The following is a 17,027-nucleotide window of genomic DNA, read 5'->3' on the forward strand; positions in this document are numbered from 1 at the left end:
ATTGTCCCGAAAGTATACTTTTGAAAGAATTACCATGTGTTTTGTATTATTATGCAAGTATTTAAGCAGGGATAATTAAATATGCAGTATTTATAAGTAAATATTTAAAAAATTTATAAGAAGAAAACAGTTGAAAAATGTCGCAGTATCATGTATAATCTATTCAATTTGGGCATTACTGTTCAACATGCAGTAGCATTCAGAAAGGCTCAACAACCATAGCATTAAGAAAGGACAGGACTTTGCGTATGAAAGCTTTTTTAATACTGGAAGACGGTACTGTGTTTACAGGATCGAGCATCGGTTCAACCCAGGAAGTGATCAGTGAGATCGTATTCAATACTTCCATGACAGGTTATTTAGAAGTCCTAACCGACCCCTCCTATGCGGGGCAGGCGGTTGTAATGACTTACCCCCTGATTGGTAATTACGGTATATGTCATGAAGACATGGAATCATTAAAACCTTGGCCGGATGGCTACATTGTCAGAGAATTATCTAGAATTCCCAGCAACTTTAGAAGCGGGGATACCCTTCAGCATTTCTTAAATGAACACAACATTCCAGGTATCAGTGGTATCGATACGAGAGCCCTTACAAAAATTCTAAGAGAAAAAGGAACCATGAACGGCATGATCACTACGAATGAAAGTTTTGATCTTGACGAAGTCATTTTGCGTATGAAAACATATTCTGTGACTGGTGTGGTGGAGAAAGCTACCTGCAGGGAGAAATATGTTCTTCCCGGCGGTGGGAAAAAGGTAGCTCTTCTGGACCTTGGAGCTAAGAAAAATATTGCCCGCTCCTTACAGGAGAGAGGTTGTGAGGTGATCGTTTACCCTGCAGCGGCGAAAGCAGAAGAGATCCTCTCCGGCTGTCCTGACGGAATCATGTTATCCAACGGGCCTGGGGATCCCAAGGAATGTGTGGAGATTATTGAAGAGATAAAGAAATTATACGAATCCAATGTGCCGATTTTTGCCATCTGCCTGGGACATCAGCTCATGGCACTCGCCACAGGTGCGGATACCCATAAGCTGAAATACGGCCACAGGGGCGGCAATCACCCGGTAAAGGATTTAGAAACCGGACGGGTGTATATCTCCTCTCAGAATCACGGCTATGTAGTCGATGTGGATACCATTGATCCGTCAGTGGCCGTTCCTGCCTTTATCAATGTAAATGACGGGACCAATGAGGGACTGAAATATACAAACAAAAACATATTTACTGTGCAGTACCACCCGGAGGCCTGCCCGGGTCCCCAGGATTCCAGCTACTTATTCGACCGGTTTATAAAAATGATGGAGGTGGGAAAATAATGCCGAAGAATCAGGATATTAAAAAAGTGCTCGTTCTTGGCTCCGGGCCTATTATCATCGGCCAGGCAGCTGAATTTGATTATGCCGGAACCCAGGCCTGCCGTTCCCTGAAAGAAGAAGGGGTCGAAGTAGTCCTGCTAAACTCCAACCCGGCAACCATCATGACGGATAAAGATATTGCGGATAAAGTTTACATTGAACCCCTGACCGTAGAAGTGGTGGAACAGCTCATTTTAAAAGAAAAGCCGGACAGCGTCCTTCCCACTCTTGGTGGACAGGCCGGCTTAAACCTTGCCATGGAGCTGGAAGATAAGGGATTTTTAAAAGAACATAAGGTGCGCCTGATCGGAACTACGGCTCTTACCATTAAGAAGGCGGAGGACCGGGAGCTGTTTAAAGAGACCATGGAAAAGATCGGCGAACCGGTGGCGCCCTCTGATATCGTAGAACATGTGGAGGACGGCCTTAAGGTGGCTGAAGCCATCGGATATCCTGTGGTGCTTCGTCCTGCCTATACCCTGGGAGGCTCCGGAGGAGGAATTGCCGATAATCCAGGGCAGTGCCGGGAGATTTTAGAGAATGGACTCCGCTTATCCCGCGTGGGACAGGTTCTTGTGGAACGCTGCATCGCAGGCTGGAAGGAGATCGAATACGAGGTAATGCGTGACGGCGCCGGCAACGTGATCACCGTATGTAATATGGAAAACATCGACCCGGTGGGCGTTCATACCGGAGACAGCATTGTGGTGGCCCCTTCCCAGACCCTGGGGGACAAGGAATACCAGATGTTACGCACCTCTGCCTTAAAGATCATCAGCGAGTTGGGAATCACAGGAGGCTGCAACGTGCAGTATGCCCTTCACCCGGAAAGCTTCGAGTATTGCGTGATCGAGGTAAATCCCAGGGTCAGCCGTTCCTCGGCTCTGGCCTCTAAAGCAACCGGTTATCCCATTGCAAAAGTTGCGGCTAAGATCGCAATGGGCTATACTCTGGATGAGATAAAGAATGCGGTGACAAAGAAAACCTACGCCAGCTTTGAGCCGATGTTAGATTACTGCGTGGTCAAGATGCCCCGCCTACCTTTTGATAAATTCTTAAGCGCTAAGAGGAACCTGGGAACCCAGATGAAGGCTACCGGTGAGGTTATGAGTATTTGCACCAACTTTGAGGGGGGCCTTATGAAGGCTATCCGTTCACTGGAACAGCATGTGGACAGCCTGATGTCCTATGATTTTACAGGGCTAACAGATGAAGAGCTGGCTGAAACCCTTCACCTTGTGGATGACAGGAGGATCTGGGTCATTGCCGAAGCATTAAGAAGAGGTTTTTCCTATGAACAGATCCATGATATTACAAAAGTTGATGTGTGGTTCATTGATAAGCTGGCAATTCTTGTGGAAATGGAAGAAGCCCTTAAGAATGGGCCTCTAACTCTGGAACTTCTAAAGGAAGCAAAGAGGATTGAGTTTCCGGATACAGTCATTTCCAGGCTGACAGGGACTCCTTTGGAAGAAATACGCCGCATGAGAAAGGATAACGGTATTACAGCCGCGTTTAAAATGGTGGATACCTGCGCCGCCGAATTTGCCGCTGAGACTCCTTACTATTATTCTTGCTTTGGAAGTGAGAATGAGGCGGTAAAAACAACAGGAAAAAAGAAGGTGCTGGTTCTTGGCTCAGGTCCCATCCGCATCGGCCAGGGAATTGAGTTTGACTTCTGCTCGGTTCACAGCACATGGAGCTTCCGAAGGGAAGGCTATGAGACGATTATTGTCAATAATAATCCGGAGACAGTGAGCACGGATTTTGATATCGCAGATAAGCTGTATTTTGAACCCCTTACCCCGGAGGATGTGGAGAGCATCGTTGACATGGAAAAGCCAGACGGAGCGGTGGTCCAGTTCGGCGGCCAGACAGCCATTAAGCTGACTGAGGCCCTGATGAATATGGGAATTCCCATTCTGGGAACGTCTGCAGAGGATGTAGATGCAGCAGAGGACAGAGAGCTGTTTGATAAGATTTTGGAGGATTGCGGGATCCCAAGACCTGCGGGCCAGACGGTATTCACGGCGGAAGAAGCCAAGAGTGCGGCAGGAGAGCTTGGTTATCCGGTGCTAGTAAGACCTTCCTATGTGCTGGGCGGCCAGGGTATGCAGATAGCCATCTCTGACCAGGATATCGATGAATTTATTGGGATCATCAACCAGATCGCACAGGATCACCCCATTCTGGTAGATAAATATATCCCAGGCAAGGAAATTGAAGTGGATGCGGTTTGCGACGGTGAGGATATTCTGATTCCCGGAATCATGGAGCATATAGAAAGAGCCGGCGTGCACTCCGGCGACAGCATTTCCATATATCCGGCTCAGAGCATAAGTGAAACGGTAAAGGAAAAACTGGTGGAATATACAAGAAGGCTTTCCAAAGCCCTGCACGTTAAGGGAATGATCAACATTCAGTTCATTGTAAGCGGGGAGGATGTATATGTCATTGAGGTAAATCCCCGGTCTTCCCGTACCGTGCCTTATATCAGCAAGGTGACCGGAATTCCCATCGTCCCCCTGGCAACCCAGGTCATCTGCGGGCATTCCATCAGGGAGCTGGGATATGAACCCGGGCTTTCGCCGGAAGCAGATTATATCGCCGTTAAAATGCCGGTATTCTCCTTTGAAAAGATTCGGGGCGCCGATGTAAGCCTTGGTCCGGAAATGAAATCCACCGGAGAGTGCTTAGGAATAGCAAAGACCTTTAATGAAGCTCTTTACAAGGCGTTTGCAGGAGCAGGAATCAAGCTTCCAAGGCATAAAAACATGATCATAACCGTGAAGGATTCTGATAAGGAAGAGATCATTGACATCGCCAGAAGATTCCAGGCTCAGGGATATAAGATATTTTCCACATCAGGAACGGCAAGAGTGCTTAACAGTCATGGGATAAAAGCTCTTATGGTCCGCAAGCTGGAACAGGAATCACCAAACCTTCTGGACTTAATCCTGGGCCATGAGATCGATCTGGTCATTGATACGCCGACACAGGGAGCGGACCGAAGCAGGGACGGATTTGTAATCCGAAGAAATGCCATTGAGACCGGTGTAACGGTTTTAACTTCCTTAGATACAGCGGCGGCCTTAGTGACCAGCATGGAGAATAAAGCCAAAGAACTGACTCTGATCGATATTGCCAAAATTAAAAATAAGTAAAAATAAGCTGGGACAGGAGAAAAATCTGTTCCAGCTTTTTTCTTATTGCATAGTGGATTTAACAAATTGTTTATCAAATTCCGGGTTATAATAATAAAAGTTTTTAGGATTCAAATTGGATTTGATATTTTCAAGAGCTTCGCCAAACCGCTGAAAGTGCACGATCTCCCTTTCCCGAAGGAATTTTAACGGTTCCCTTACATCAGGATTCGGTATGATCCGGATTAAGTTGTCATAGGTTGTCCTTGCTTTTTGCTCGGCTGCCAGATCTTCGATCAAGTCGGTAATGGCATCACCCTTGGACTGGAATTCACAGGCATTAAAAGGAACTCCGGCCGCAGCAGTGGGCCAGAGGGCTGTTGTATGATCAATATAGTAGGCATCAAACCCTGCAGTCTTTGCCTGTTCCACAGTTAAATTTTTCGTCAGCTGATAAATGATAGCGCAGATCATCTCAAGATGTCCAAGCTCTTCCGTACCAATATCTGTTAAAAGTCCCCCAACTTCCTTGCATGGCATGGAATATCTTTGGGAAAGATAACGCATGGAAGCTGCCAACTCTCCATCAGGTCCGCCAAACTGGCTGATAATGAGAGAAGCTGTTTTCGGGCATGTTTCTTTGATGTTTACAGGGAACTGCAATCTTTTTTCGTAATTCCACATTATAAGTTACCTCCTTCCCAAGGCATCGGGCCGTCTACCCAGGTAAAATGCTTTTGACCCGCATATTTTGTATTAGTTTCTGTTTTGTTGTTGGTATCAGGGCAGACACAGTTTATGGTAAGAGGTTCAAAGTTTTCTGCATAGGTTTTTAAAAGCTGTTTCCTTTGTTCCATGGCCTGCTTAAAGGCTGTTAATGCATTTTCATCCACTGGATGAGTATCTAAATACAATGTTAAATCATTAACAGTAAAGCTTACTTCTGTAATCTGCTTTAAAAGAGTTTTTTGATCTGCCATTACTGTTCACCTCCCGTTACATAAAAAGGAAGATTGAGAGATGGAAAAATAGTCCCATGTTTTAAAGCTGTCTGAGGATCATAAGGTTGTTCCCAGGGCTGCATGGGAATCGTTGCAATACCTAATTGAACTGTTTTTGTTGGCGTAGCAAGGTTGGCCTTTGTTGTGCCGCATTCACATGAATTCATACTAACACTCCTTTCTGCTTTCCTGCCCATCCTTTCAGGGCAAAGGTGTTTCATTGATTCATTGAGCTTTCTTTTTTAGTATGGTTGAAACAAAATAAAATACGTTACAAAAATTCTCCCATTTTAACCACTGTAATGATATTGTAATAATTAGAAAAATGAAATATAATGGAAAAGCAGAATCGAATTGACAGAAAAAAAGAAAATAAAAAAGACGGGAGAGCAGAGTGTTGAGTGACAAGAAATTTGCAGTATTGATTGATTCGGATAATATCTCCGCAAAGTATATTACAAGTATTCTGGATGAAATGACCCGCTACGGTGTTATTACTTACAAAAGGATCTATGGGGATTGGACAAGCTCCCAAATGGGAAAATGGAAAATGGAGCTTTTGGAGAATTCGATCACCCCAATCCAGCAATTCTCCAATACCGTAGGAAAGAATGCAACCGATTCAGCCCTTATTATTGATGCTATGGACTTGCTCTACACGGACAATGTAGATGGATTCTGCATCGTATCCAGTGACAGCGATTTCACCCGCTTGGCCAGCAGACTTCGGGAGTCCGGCAAGGAAGTCATCGGAATGGGAGAGGATAAGACTCCCAAATCGTTCCGGGCGGCCTGCACGGTTTTCACCAATCTTGAGGTCCTCCTTGATCAGGAAGAGGATGGTACAGGCGGAGGCGCCATAGGAAAAGAGGTGATCGAACAGGATATCACTTCAATTCTTTTAGAAAATGAAGATAAAAATAAGGCAACAGGCCTGGGAGAGATCGGCAACCGCCTTGTGAAAAAATACTCTGATTTTGATGTAAGAAACTACGGCTACAGCTCCCTGTCCAAATTTTTGGAGGAAATGGGGGGCTTTGAGCTTAAAAAATCCAATAATGTGGTAACTGTTCGGATGAAGGATAACCGCATCAAAAAGCAGGAACTGGATGATTTTGCAGTGGGGCTGGTTAAGGGCAGCGGAAAGAACGGTATGGAACTGGCGGCTCTGGGTAATGGCATACACCGGAAATTTACTGATTTCAAGGTAAAGGATTACGGGTATTCCACCTTCTCAAAATTTGTCAACAGCATTGGACAATTAGAGGTACGGGAGAATAAAAACAATAATAAGACAGTGTATTTGAAAAAAGAAGACTAAATGAAGTCGGCCAGGAAAACGAGATCCACGGGATCCACGTTTCCTGGCCGTCTTATTTCTATAAGAAGTGATCCTGGCTTTACCAGATTCCGAGGACCACTTGAAGGACCAGACTTACCACTGATATTCCAAGCCAGCAGCAAAAACCTAATAAAAGAGGCTTTTTGCCTGTCCGTATCAGCTTGACCAGGTCCGTATTGGTTCCGATGGCTCCCATAGCCATGATAATAAATAGCTTGCTTAAGTCTTTTAATGAACCGGTAACGCCTGCAGGTATAGGAAAAACGGTAGTAATGATAGAAGCCAGCAGGAAAAAGAGTACAAAAGACGGGAAAACTTTCTGAATGGAGATGGAGCGTTCGGAAGCCTTCTTCTCTTTTCCAGTCTGGTAACATGCTAAAAACAGTGTAATGGGGATGATGGCCAGAGTTCTGGTCAGTTTTACTATGGTGGCTGCTTCCAGGGTGTTGCTGCCGTGCATGCCATCCCAGGCGGATGCGGCGGCCGTAACGGAAGAGGTATCGTTAATGGCGGTTCCTGCAAACAGGCCAAAGCCTTCATTGGAAAGCCCTAAAGCAGAGCCTAATGCCGGAAAAAGCAGAGCGGCAATGATGTTGAAAAAAAAGATGACGGAAATGGACTGGGCGATCTCATCGTCATCGGCTTCAATTACAGGAGCAGTTGCGGCAATGGCAGAACCTCCGCAGATTGACGAGCCCACGCCAATTAATATGGAAGTTTTGCCGGGAAGCTTCAGTGCCCGGGAAAGTATGAATGCAATCACCAGGGAAGTGGAGATGGTTGCAAGTATGATGGGAAGGGCTTCCCTTCCCTTTTGAAGAACTGTGGCCAGGTTCATGGAGAAACCCAGGAGAATCACAGCGTATTGCAGGACTTTTTTAGAAGTAAAAGCTACTCCCGGCCGTAAAAAATCCTTTCCTTTTAAAAAGGGGGCCATTGCCATGCCCAAAAGGATAGCAAACACAGGGCCGCCGATGACTGGAAAGGCTCTTCCCAAAAACCATGCGGGAGCAGATATAATAAGGCAGAGCAGAACGCCTGAGACGTATTTTTTCATGAGTTAAATCCTCCTATTTGATTTGGCTTTATTATATTTGAAAATAACAATAAAATAAAATTATTTATATTTATTAAATCATAATTATATGTTATGGTTAATGGAGCAGATGAAAGGAGAAGATAACTCATGTTGGATTTTCGGATTGATACTTTTCTTGTGGTATGCCGTTATATGAATTTTACAAAGGCAGCCAGTGAACTTCATATCACCCAGCCTGCGGTATCCCATCATATCCATTACTTAGAGAAAAAATATGGGGTCAAATTGTTTGAATATAATGGGAAAAAGGTAAATCTGACGGAGGCGGGAAAAGTCTTTTTATCTGCTGCCATAACCATGAAGGATGATGAACTGCATTTAAAGAAGATCATGGAGCAGCAATCAGGAAAAGGCGGGAGGCTGGTATTTGGCGCTACCATGACCATAGGAGAGTACGTGATGCCGGAAGCGCTGACGAGATTTCTTCATGTTTATCCAGGGTCCGCGGTTCAGATGGTGGTTGGAGATACCAGGGAGCTGCTTGGGAAATTGAATGACGGGGAGATTGAATTCGCTTTGGTGGAGGGCTTTTTCCAGAAAAAAGAATATGATTTTCTGGTTTTTGCTACGGAGCCGTTTGCCGCTGTCTGTGCGCCTGATTATAAGTTTTGCCGGAAAACCGTAAAAGTGGAGGATCTTCTTGGGGAGAGACTGTTTATCCGGGAACCTGGTTCCGGAACCAGATATGTCTTTGAGCGGTACCTGGAAGGAAAGAATTTACTGCTCCATGACTTTCCTAATTTAATGGAAATCAGCAACATTGGCGCCATGAAGCAAATGGTGGCAAAAGGGCAGGGAATCACATTTCTTTATGAAGCTGCTGTTAAGGAGGAATTAGACAGGGGCGTTTTAAAAAGAATTGAATTGGAAGATTTTCAGCTGACACATGATTTTACATTCATATGGAGAAAGGGAAGCATTTATAAATCCTATTATAAAGAGATGTTTGACATCCTTCATGGAAACGAAGGCTGAGAATGACATCTTTCACCCCTCATTTTGCGGATCAAGGGAATAACCGTCATATCCCATCGATTCATCAGGACATAAAAATGGCGGAAATCCCCTAAAATCGAGGTTTCTTAAAGAGATAGGAAAAAATGAAAAATATTGACAAAAAAGTGTTGACAATTAATACAATTAATATTATACTAATGAAGCAGTCGGGAACGAGAGAAAAAAACGAGCTCCTGACCAAGGAAAGTACTGGGATCTTAGCTCAGCTGGGAGAGCATCTGCCTTACAAGCAGAGGGTCACAGGTTCGAGCCCTGTAGGTCCCATTGATAAGCGTAACGCTTATCCAGTGAATTGAATATGGCGGAATAGCTCAGTTGGCCAGAGCACACGGTTCATACCCGTGGTGTCGAGAGTTCGAATCTCCCTTCCGCTACTGTTAAACCCTGTGATTGAAAAATTGCAGGGTTTTTTATATTTCGACATTGCGGATTCCTTTTTCTATTTTCTTATATTCATTTTTTCTGTTTTATGGTATACTTACAAATAGTAAAAGGTGGAGGGATTCCATGTACTATTTTATTGTAAACCCGAACTCACGCTGCGGACGGGGAAGAAACGTTTGGAAAAAATTGGAAAGAGTGTTAAAGGCCGGGCATGTGGAATATCAGGCATTTCTTACGGAGAAGCCTGGGGATGCCAAGAGATTTGCCAGGGAACTGACAGAGGGTTGCAGGGAATCAAGCGTTATCATTGGAGTAGGCGGAGACGGAACTGTAAATGAAATCCTTGATGGGCTTTCCTTCTGCGGTTCTGTTACGTTTGGGTATATTCCGGCCGGATCCGGTAATGATCTGGCAAGAAGCTTAAAACTTCCTAAGAATCCGGTCCGATGCCTAAAGAAAATACTGCATCCAAAATATTATAAGCTCATGGATTACGGAGTTTTGTCCTATGGCGATGGGGAAATATCCCACCGCCGCTTTATGGTCAGTGCGGGGATTGGAATGGATGCGGCCGTTTGTCATAATATCCTCTATTCAAAGTCAAAGGGACTGCTCCGTAAACTTTTCATTGGGAAGCTTGTTTACATTCTCATAGGAATCAAGCAGCTGATTCTTGCCAGGCCCTCAAAAGGGTATATTCTCCTTAACGGAGTCCAGAAGATTGAGTTTAACCACGCTTACTTTATATCCGTCCACATCCATCCTTATGAGGGCGGCGGATTTAAATTTGCACCGGATGCAAACTTTGAAGACGGGCAGTTAACAGTTTGTGTTATGAACAGCCGGAATAAAAGGAAACTGATCCCTGTACTGATACGTTCCCTTATGGGAAGAAAGTCCTTGCACAGGGGCATCAGGTTTTATACTTGTGAGGAAGTTATGATCCATATGGATCATCCAATGGCAGTTCATGTAGATGGAGAAAGCTGTTTTTGCCAAAACGATGTGCAGCTTCGGTGTATTGGCAAAAAATTGCGTATGATTGTATAGAAATGTATATATTATAGAAGAAACACCTTCGGGTATACCGGGTATACCATTATGCCCAAAAAGCATGGGCAAGAAAGAGGAAAGGAAGAATTATGAGGATTGGACAGGGATATGATGTGCATAAATTAGCGGAAGGAAGAGATTTGATCCTGGGCGGCGTTAAGATTCCTTATGAAAAGGGACTTCTGGGCCATTCTGATGCAGATGTGCTGGTCCATGCAGTGATAGATGCTCTTTTAGGTGCGGCAGCTTTGGGAGATATCGGAGAACATTTCCCCGATACGGATCCTAAGTATAAAGGAGTATCCAGCATTGAACTTTTAAAGCACGTAGGCAGGCTTTTGGAGGAGCAGGGATATGTGATCGAGAACATTGACGCCACTGTCATTGCACAAAAACCAAAACTTCTTCCCTATCGGCGTTCCATGGCACAAAACATTGGGGAAGCTCTGAAGCTGACCGAAGGAAAGGTCAATGTAAAAGCTACTACAGAGGAAGGACTTGGCTTTACCGGAATGGGAGAGGGGATATCCTCACAGGCCATAGCCCTGTTAACCTCCATGGACGATTACTGTTATGACGACAGGATCATGTCTGCTGATTGTAAGGGCTGCTGCGGAGGCTGCAAGAGATAAGAAGAGGATTGCGGGAATAAACACCCTACGGGTATACCTATATGCCCGAAAGGTGTGGGCTATAAAAAAGAAAGGAAGAAACTATGAAAATTTATAATACATTATCCAGACAAAAGGAAGAATTCGTTTCCCTGGAACCTGGAAAGGTTCGGATGTATGTATGCGGACCAACCGTTTACAATTACATTCACATTGGAAATGCAAGACCCATCATCGTATTTGATACGGTCCGGAGATATTTTGAATATAAGGGATATGAAGTTAACTTTGTTTCAAACTTTACCGATATAGATGATAAGATCATTAAAAAAGCCATTGAAGAGGGCGTGGATGCAGACACCATTTCCAAGCGTTATATTGAGGAATGCAAAAAGGATATGGAAGGGCTGAATGTAAAGCCGGCAACCAGAAGTCCGCTGGCTACAGAGGAAATATGCGGCATGCTGGAAATGATCCAAAAGCTTGTTGCCTCCGGTCATGCCTATGCGTCAAAGGACGGAACGGTTTATTTCCGAACCGGTTCCTTTGAGGAATATGGAAAGCTGTCCCATAAGAATCTGGATGATCTGCAGTCAGGTTTCCGTGAAATCAAGGTGACCGGTGAAGACGGAAAAGAGGATCCCACCGATTTCGTGCTCTGGAAGCCGAAAAAGGAAGGAGAGCCTTACTGGGAATCCCCATGGTGCGAAGGACGGCCTGGCTGGCATATTGAGTGCTCCGTAATGTCCAGGAAATATCTTGGAGATCAGATCGATATCCATGCAGGTGGAGAAGACTTAATCTTTCCCCATCATGAGAACGAGATCGCCCAGAGTGAAGCAGCGAATGGAAAAGAATTCGCTAAATACTGGATGCACAATGGTTTCTTAAATATTGACAATAAAAAGATGTCCAAGTCTCTGGGCAATTTTTTCACGGTCAGGGAAATCAGTGAGAAATACGATTTACAGGTGCTGCGCTTCTTCATGCTGAGTGCTCATTACAGAAGCCCTATTAATTTCAGTGCCGAATTGATGGAGTCATCAAAGAACGGGTTAGATAGAATTTTAACTGCAGTCGGTAAATTAAAGGATCTGGAAGCTTCTGCGAAGACAGAAAAACTTCTTGATCATGAGGATAAAAATGCCGTACAGGAGCTGGTTTCCAAATATGAGGCAGCCATGGATGATGACTTTAACACGGCAGATGCCATTTCTGCTGTTTTTGAGCTGGTAAAATTAAGCAATTCCACCACAGATGAAAACAGCTCGAAAGAATATGTGGCTTATTTAAAGGAAACCATTGTAAGACTGTGCGATGTTCTTGGAATCATTACGGAAAAGGAAGAAGAGATCCTGGCTGATGAAATCGAAGCCATGATCGCAGGCAGGCAGCAGGCCAGAAAAGACAAGAATTTCGCCCTTGCCGATGAAATCCGCGGAAAGCTTTTAGAAAAGGGGATCGTTCTGGAGGACACCAGGGAAGGTGTGAAATGGAAGAGAATATAACATCACTGGCAGCGTTTTCTGATTTTTTTAAGGATACGTTAAAACTAAAAGAAGTAGATGTGAAAACCTATTCCCCGCTGGCATTGGCATATATCGGAGATGCAGTTTATGAACTGATCGTACGTACGAAGGTGATGAACCATGGAAGCACTCAGGTGAATAATATGCATAAGAAGAGTGCGAGGCTGGTAAACGCAGGAGCGCAGGCAGAGATCATCCGCCGGCTTCTTGAAGACGAAGACTTAACTCCGGAAGAGGTGGCAACATACAAAAGGGGACGCAATGCCAAGTCTGCGACAACCGCGAAACACGCAACTGTTGCCGATTACAGGACTGCAACCGGATTTGAGGCCCTGTGTGGCTATCTGTATTTAAACGGCAATTTAGACCGTCTGATCACCCTGGTAGGCAAAGGACTTGAACGAATAGGAGAACTGGAATGATAGAGGAATTTACCATAGAAGGAAGGAATGCGGTATTAGAAGCATTCCGCTCCGGAAAAACCATTGATAAGCTGTATGTACAAAAGGGAGTCCAGGATGGCCCCATCCAGTCCATTATCAGGGAAGCGAAAAAGAAAGACACCATCATTAATTTTGTAGAAAGAGAGCGCCTGGACCAGATGTCCGAGGAAGGGCATCACCAGGGCGTTATTGCCCATGCTGCGGCTTATGAATACGCAGAGGTTGAAGATATACTTAAGGCAGCCGAAGAAAAGGGAGAACCTCCCTTCCTCTTTCTGCTAGACGGAATTGAAGATCCTCACAATCTGGGAGCGATCATCCGTACAGCAAATTTAGCAGGAGCCCATGGGGTTATTATCCCTAAGCGCCGGGCCGTTGGTCTTACGGCAACGGTTGCAAAGACTTCAGCCGGGGCGCTTAATTATACGCCTGTGGCTAAGGTTACAAATCTCACAGCTACCATGGAAGAATTAAAGAAAAAAGGGATGTGGTTTGTCTGTGCAGATATGGATGGAGAACTCATGTACCGTCTTGATTTAAAGGGACCGATCGGCCTTGTGATCGGCAGCGAAGGAAGCGGCGTGGGAAAATTGGTCAAAGAAACCTGTGACATGGTGGCATCCATACCCATGAAGGGGGATATTGATTCTCTCAATGCTTCTGTGGCGGCAGGTGTACTGGCTTATGAGATCGTAAGACAACGTTTGGGATAAGAGATGAGGTGTGATGATCATAAAAAAGAATGGTACGGCTATGGTGGCTGCCTGTGCAGCGATTCTGTTTACTTTCAGCGGATTTGTTTCAGCTGGTGATATTGCTGCGGCGGACAGCATAGAAGAAAGTATTGAGTGGAAGACTGTAGTAAGCATTGGGGATGAAGCGGTTCCTCTATATTCAAAGCCTTCCGGGAGCAAAGTGAAGATCCCTCAGGCTCCGGGAACGGTTACCTATGGAAATGGTACAGCACTGGTAGATGCGTCCAACGCCAGTCATGGCTATGTGATGGTCCAGTATAGCGGAAATTCATCCAAGATAAAAGTCCAGGTAATAAAAAACGGAGGAGAGACTTATTCCTATGATTTAAATGCCAGATCTGCCTATGAGGTATTTCCTCTAACAGAAGGAAACGGAAAATATACGGTCCGGGTTTTAGAGCAGGTACAGGGGAACCAGTACGCCATAAAATCCAGCAGTGATATTAATGTAACACTTGCAGACCAGTTTGAGCCGTTCCTTTACCCCAATCAATATGTGAATTTTTCCACCGGAAGTGCGGTGGTGAAAAAGGGGGAGGAGCTTGCAGCTTCTGCACCTGATGCCATTGGCGTAGTCACCAATGTTTATAATTTTGTTGTAAAGAATTTTACCTATGACACGGCACTGGCAAGCTCTGTTCAGTCCGGCTATCTGCCTGATGTGGATCAGGTGCTATCTCAGAAAAAGGGAATTTGTTTTGACTATGCGGCAGTTATGACTGCCATGCTGCGTTCCCAGGATATCCCCACAAAACTTGTGGTGGGTTATACAGGCAGCCTGTATCATGCCTGGGTCAATGTTTATATTGAAGGCCAGGGCTGGGTGGATAATATCATCTATTTTGACGGATATGACTGGAAGCTTATGGACCCAACGTTTGCATCCTCCGGAGGCAGTGATCCGTCCATACAGCAATATATCACAAACAACTCCAATTATAAGGCAAAATATACATACTAAAGAACTTCATTTAAAGGAGAAACGACAGATGAAAATGAAAGCGAAAAAGCGATATTCCGCAAGGGAACTTTCCGCTTTCTGCCTTCAAATATCAATTCTACTCCATGCTGCAATCCCTCTTGACGAGGGATTGTCTGTTATGGCGGAGGATTCTGTATGGGAGGAAGAGAAACAAATTCTTAAGCAAATGGCAGAAGAGGCTGAGCTAGGGGTTCCTTTCTCAAAAGTACTGGAGAATACAGGCCTTTATCCAGCCTATGTGATCCGGATGTCAAAGCTGGGGGAGGAGACAGGGACTCTGGACCAGATCATGGAGTCCTTGGCCGGATATTATGAAAAAGAGCATATCCTTATGAAAAACATCAGGAATGCAGTTACTTACCCTATCATCATGATTTTTATGCTTCTGGTGGTTCTTCTGGTTTTATTCACCAGAGTTATGCCCATATTTGAACAAGTATACCAACAGCTGGGGGCAGAGATGTCGCCGGTTTCTCTTGCTGCAACAAGACTTGGAGGCGTATTCTGTGCAGTTGCCCTGGTTCTTGGGATCCTTCTGGCTCTTGCAGCTGCCCTGGTATGGCTTTTCGGCAGGAAAGGGAAAAAGCTTTTGGTTGCGGAACGGCTGATCCAGTGGATTAAAAAAAGAAGCCGCATGGCTCTTGCAATATCCAACCGGCGTTTTACTGCGGTCCTGGCACTTACTCTTCACAGCGGATTAGAGCTGGAAAAGGGGATGGAACTGGCAGAGCAGCTGGTTGAGAATCAGATAGTGGAAGAAAAGATCAGACATTGTGCGAAAGAGCTTGAAACTGGAACAGATTATTATACCGCCATGAAGAATACCGGGCTGTTTAACGGCTTCTACGCGCAGATGATAAAGGTAGGAACCAGAAGCGGCCAGCTGGACCGGGTCATGGAGGAAATCTCCAGAAGCTATGAAGATGAAGCGGATACGGCCATGGAACATATGGTCAGCCGGTTTGAACCTACGGTGGTGGCAGTGCTTGCCATTGCGGTGGGACTGGTGCTTTTGTCTGTCATGCTTCCTCTTGTCAGTGTCTTGTCGGCGATCGGATAGGGGGCGTCTTGATGATTAAATGGAAACAATCTCCCAGAGAGGTTATCGGTCAGTTGTTCTCTTTGCTGGCTTTCGCTTGTGCGGTTGTCTTTTTTGTTTCAGGAGTTCTCATGTTCTCGAGGAAAGCAGATGCAAAGGGAGCTGATACCCTTCGGGATGCCATACGCAGGGCTTCGGTGCAGTGCTATGCCATTGAGGGAAGATATCCGCCAAACGTGGAATATCTGGAAGAAAATTATGGAATACAGATTGACAGAAACCGGTATGACGTGTTTTACAGCGGCTTTGCTTCAAACTTTATGCCGGATATTACGGTCAATCCCCATGAACGATAACCGGGAGGTGGGCAAGTGAGCGGAAAAGAATATCAGAGAGGCCAGATGGCCAATGCTCTGTTTACCATACTGCTGTTCCTTGTATTTGTGCTCTGCGCTTTATTCTCGGTGCTCATCGGAGGCAAAGTTTTTGAGAACATCAATGCCAGAGCAGAGAATACCTACCAAAAGGATGTAGCCTTAAGTTACATAGCCAACAAAGTGAGGCAGGGGGATGAAGCTGGCAGGGTTACTCTGACAGAGATGTCAGGAACTTCTGTCCTTAAGCTGGAACAGGAGATACAGGATTCGGTTTATGTGACCCTTATTTATTACCAGGATGGCAGGCTGTGGGAGCTATTTACAGACGAAGAAAGCGGCCTGGGAGTAGGAGACGGGAATGAGATTCTGGAATGCAGCCCGGTTTCCATGGAAATGGATGGCAGGCTTCTGCATATAAAAACGGAGATGGAAGGCGGAGACCGCCTCTGGCTTTCCTTAAGAAGCGGAGGGGCAGACCATGAATAGAAAACACCCCTCAGGCGTATTTATGATGGAGATGATTGCCGTTGTTTTTTTCTTTATCCTTTGTGCAGGCATCTGCATAAAAACATTTGTAAAAGCGGATTTCATGAGCCGGGAGGCAGCGGATTTAAATCAGGGTGTGCTGATCGCCCAAAGCGTAGCAGAGGTCTGGAAAGCGGAGGGCCCGGAGGGACTTGAAAATAGGTTTCAGGCTTATGGGCAGGAGGACAGTTCTTTAGGCTATACTATGGGTCTTGATAAGTCCGGTAATCCTTGTGAAAAAGAGAAGGCTGTTTTTGATGTAAAAGCAGACATTGCCGGGCCGGGACATGCAGAAGTGACCGTAAGCAAAAACGGGAAACGAATTTTTACCCTTACGGTGACCAGACATGTGACTCAACAATGACG

18 protein-coding genes and 2 tRNA genes are annotated in these 17,027 nt (G+C 45.2%); 16 read left to right on the top strand and 4 right to left on the bottom strand.

The window, feature by feature from the left end:
• Positions 1–248: 248 nt before the first annotated feature.
• Both BMW45_RS18615 and carB read left to right on the top strand, forming a co-directional pair.
• Complete coding sequence (locus BMW45_RS18615) at positions 249–1,322, top strand: carbamoyl phosphate synthase small subunit (RefSeq protein ID WP_092247486.1); 1,074 nt, start codon at positions 249–251, stop codon at positions 1,320–1,322.
• Positions 1,322–4,525: a carbamoyl-phosphate synthase large subunit gene (carB, locus tag BMW45_RS18620; RefSeq protein ID WP_092247488.1), complete on the top strand. Its 3,204-nt coding sequence runs from the start codon at positions 1,322–1,324 to the stop codon at positions 4,523–4,525. The genes BMW45_RS18615 and carB overlap by 1 nt, the downstream gene beginning before the upstream one ends.
• Before the next feature lie 42 nt (positions 4,526–4,567).
• Here carB and BMW45_RS18625 read toward each other — a convergent pair whose 3' ends face one another.
• The 3 genes from BMW45_RS18625 to BMW45_RS18635 are packed head-to-tail and all read right to left on the bottom strand — an operon-like array spanning position 4,568 to position 5,672.
• Positions 4,568–5,188: a manganese catalase family protein gene (locus BMW45_RS18625; protein WP_025232079.1), complete on the bottom strand. Its 621-nt coding sequence runs from the start codon at positions 5,186–5,188 to the stop codon at positions 4,568–4,570.
• Positions 5,188–5,484, bottom strand: a complete 297-nt coding sequence (locus tag BMW45_RS18630) for a spore coat protein CotJB (RefSeq protein WP_025232080.1) — start codon at positions 5,482–5,484, stop codon at positions 5,188–5,190. Before BMW45_RS18630 ends, BMW45_RS18625 begins: the two co-directional genes overlap by 1 nt.
• Positions 5,484–5,672 carry a spore coat associated protein CotJA gene (locus BMW45_RS18635; RefSeq protein WP_025232081.1) on the bottom strand — a complete coding sequence of 63 codons (189 nt, stop codon included), beginning with the start codon at positions 5,670–5,672 and terminating at the stop codon, positions 5,484–5,486. The genes BMW45_RS18630 and BMW45_RS18635 overlap by 1 nt, the downstream gene beginning before the upstream one ends.
• A gap of 230 nt (positions 5,673–5,902) precedes the next feature.
• Here BMW45_RS18635 and BMW45_RS18640 point away from each other — a divergent pair, with 230 nt between their 5' ends.
• Entirely contained in the window at positions 5,903–6,826 is a 924-nt protein-coding gene (locus tag BMW45_RS18640) for an NYN domain-containing protein (RefSeq protein WP_025232082.1), read from the top strand.
• A gap of 79 nt (positions 6,827–6,905) precedes the next feature.
• Here BMW45_RS18640 and BMW45_RS18645 read toward each other — a convergent pair whose 3' ends face one another.
• Entirely contained in the window at positions 6,906–7,904 is a 999-nt protein-coding gene (locus BMW45_RS18645; RefSeq protein WP_092247490.1) for a YeiH family protein, read from the bottom strand.
• Between the two features lie 129 nt (positions 7,905–8,033).
• Between BMW45_RS18645 and BMW45_RS18650 the strand changes: the two genes are divergently transcribed.
• From BMW45_RS18650 to BMW45_RS18710, 13 genes are all read left to right on the top strand, one after another.
• Positions 8,034–8,921 (top strand): LysR substrate-binding domain-containing protein, encoded by an 888-nt coding sequence (locus tag BMW45_RS18650; RefSeq protein WP_092247492.1) that lies wholly within the window; start codon positions 8,034–8,036, stop codon positions 8,919–8,921.
• A gap of 233 nt (positions 8,922–9,154) precedes the next feature.
• Positions 9,155–9,227 (top strand) — tRNA-Val (locus BMW45_RS18655).
• Between the two features lie 36 nt (positions 9,228–9,263).
• Positions 9,264–9,337, top strand: a tRNA-Met gene (locus BMW45_RS18660).
• 133 nt (positions 9,338–9,470) lie between these two features.
• The gene (locus BMW45_RS18665; protein ID WP_092247494.1) at positions 9,471–10,397 is read left to right on the top strand and encodes a diacylglycerol/lipid kinase family protein; all 927 of its coding nucleotides are present in this window, start codon (positions 9,471–9,473) and stop codon (positions 10,395–10,397) included.
• Positions 10,398–10,489: 92 nt separating this feature from the next.
• A complete protein-coding gene (gene ispF, locus BMW45_RS18670) occupies positions 10,490–11,032 on the top strand; it encodes a 2-C-methyl-D-erythritol 2,4-cyclodiphosphate synthase (protein WP_092247497.1) in 543 nt (180 codons plus the stop codon).
• Between the two features lie 83 nt (positions 11,033–11,115).
• Positions 11,116–12,519 (top strand): cysteine--tRNA ligase, encoded by a 1,404-nt coding sequence (gene cysS / locus BMW45_RS18675; RefSeq protein WP_092247500.1) that lies wholly within the window; start codon positions 11,116–11,118, stop codon positions 12,517–12,519.
• Entirely contained in the window at positions 12,504–12,962 is a 459-nt protein-coding gene (locus tag BMW45_RS18680; RefSeq protein WP_092247503.1) for a Mini-ribonuclease 3, read from the top strand. Before cysS ends, BMW45_RS18680 begins: the two co-directional genes overlap by 16 nt.
• A complete protein-coding gene (gene rlmB, locus BMW45_RS18685; protein ID WP_025232089.1) occupies positions 12,959–13,696 on the top strand; it encodes a 23S rRNA (guanosine(2251)-2'-O)-methyltransferase RlmB in 738 nt (245 codons plus the stop codon). The genes BMW45_RS18680 and rlmB overlap by 4 nt, the downstream gene beginning before the upstream one ends.
• A gap of 19 nt (positions 13,697–13,715) precedes the next feature.
• Entirely contained in the window at positions 13,716–14,699 is a 984-nt protein-coding gene (locus BMW45_RS18690; RefSeq protein ID WP_242883288.1) for a transglutaminase-like domain-containing protein, read from the top strand.
• A 28-nt stretch (positions 14,700–14,727) separates the two neighbouring features.
• Positions 14,728–15,780 (top strand): type II secretion system F family protein, encoded by a 1,053-nt coding sequence (locus BMW45_RS18695; RefSeq protein ID WP_092247506.1) that lies wholly within the window; start codon positions 14,728–14,730, stop codon positions 15,778–15,780.
• A gap of 11 nt (positions 15,781–15,791) precedes the next feature.
• Positions 15,792–16,115, top strand: a complete 324-nt coding sequence (locus BMW45_RS18700; protein ID WP_092247509.1) for a hypothetical protein — start codon at positions 15,792–15,794, stop codon at positions 16,113–16,115.
• A 15-nt stretch (positions 16,116–16,130) separates the two neighbouring features.
• The gene (locus BMW45_RS18705; protein ID WP_207649107.1) at positions 16,131–16,622 is read left to right on the top strand and encodes a DUF4860 domain-containing protein; all 492 of its coding nucleotides are present in this window, start codon (positions 16,131–16,133) and stop codon (positions 16,620–16,622) included.
• Positions 16,615–17,025, top strand: coding sequence for a hypothetical protein (locus BMW45_RS18710; RefSeq protein ID WP_092247512.1), 411 nt, complete (start codon positions 16,615–16,617; stop codon positions 17,023–17,025). Before BMW45_RS18705 ends, BMW45_RS18710 begins: the two co-directional genes overlap by 8 nt.
• The last annotated feature ends 2 nt before the right edge of the window (positions 17,026–17,027 follow it).

Origin of the sequence: Lacrimispora sphenoides, from assembly GCF_900105215.1 — a bacterium.
Taxonomy (GTDB): Bacteria; Bacillota; Clostridia; order Lachnospirales; family Lachnospiraceae; genus Lacrimispora; species Lacrimispora sphenoides_A.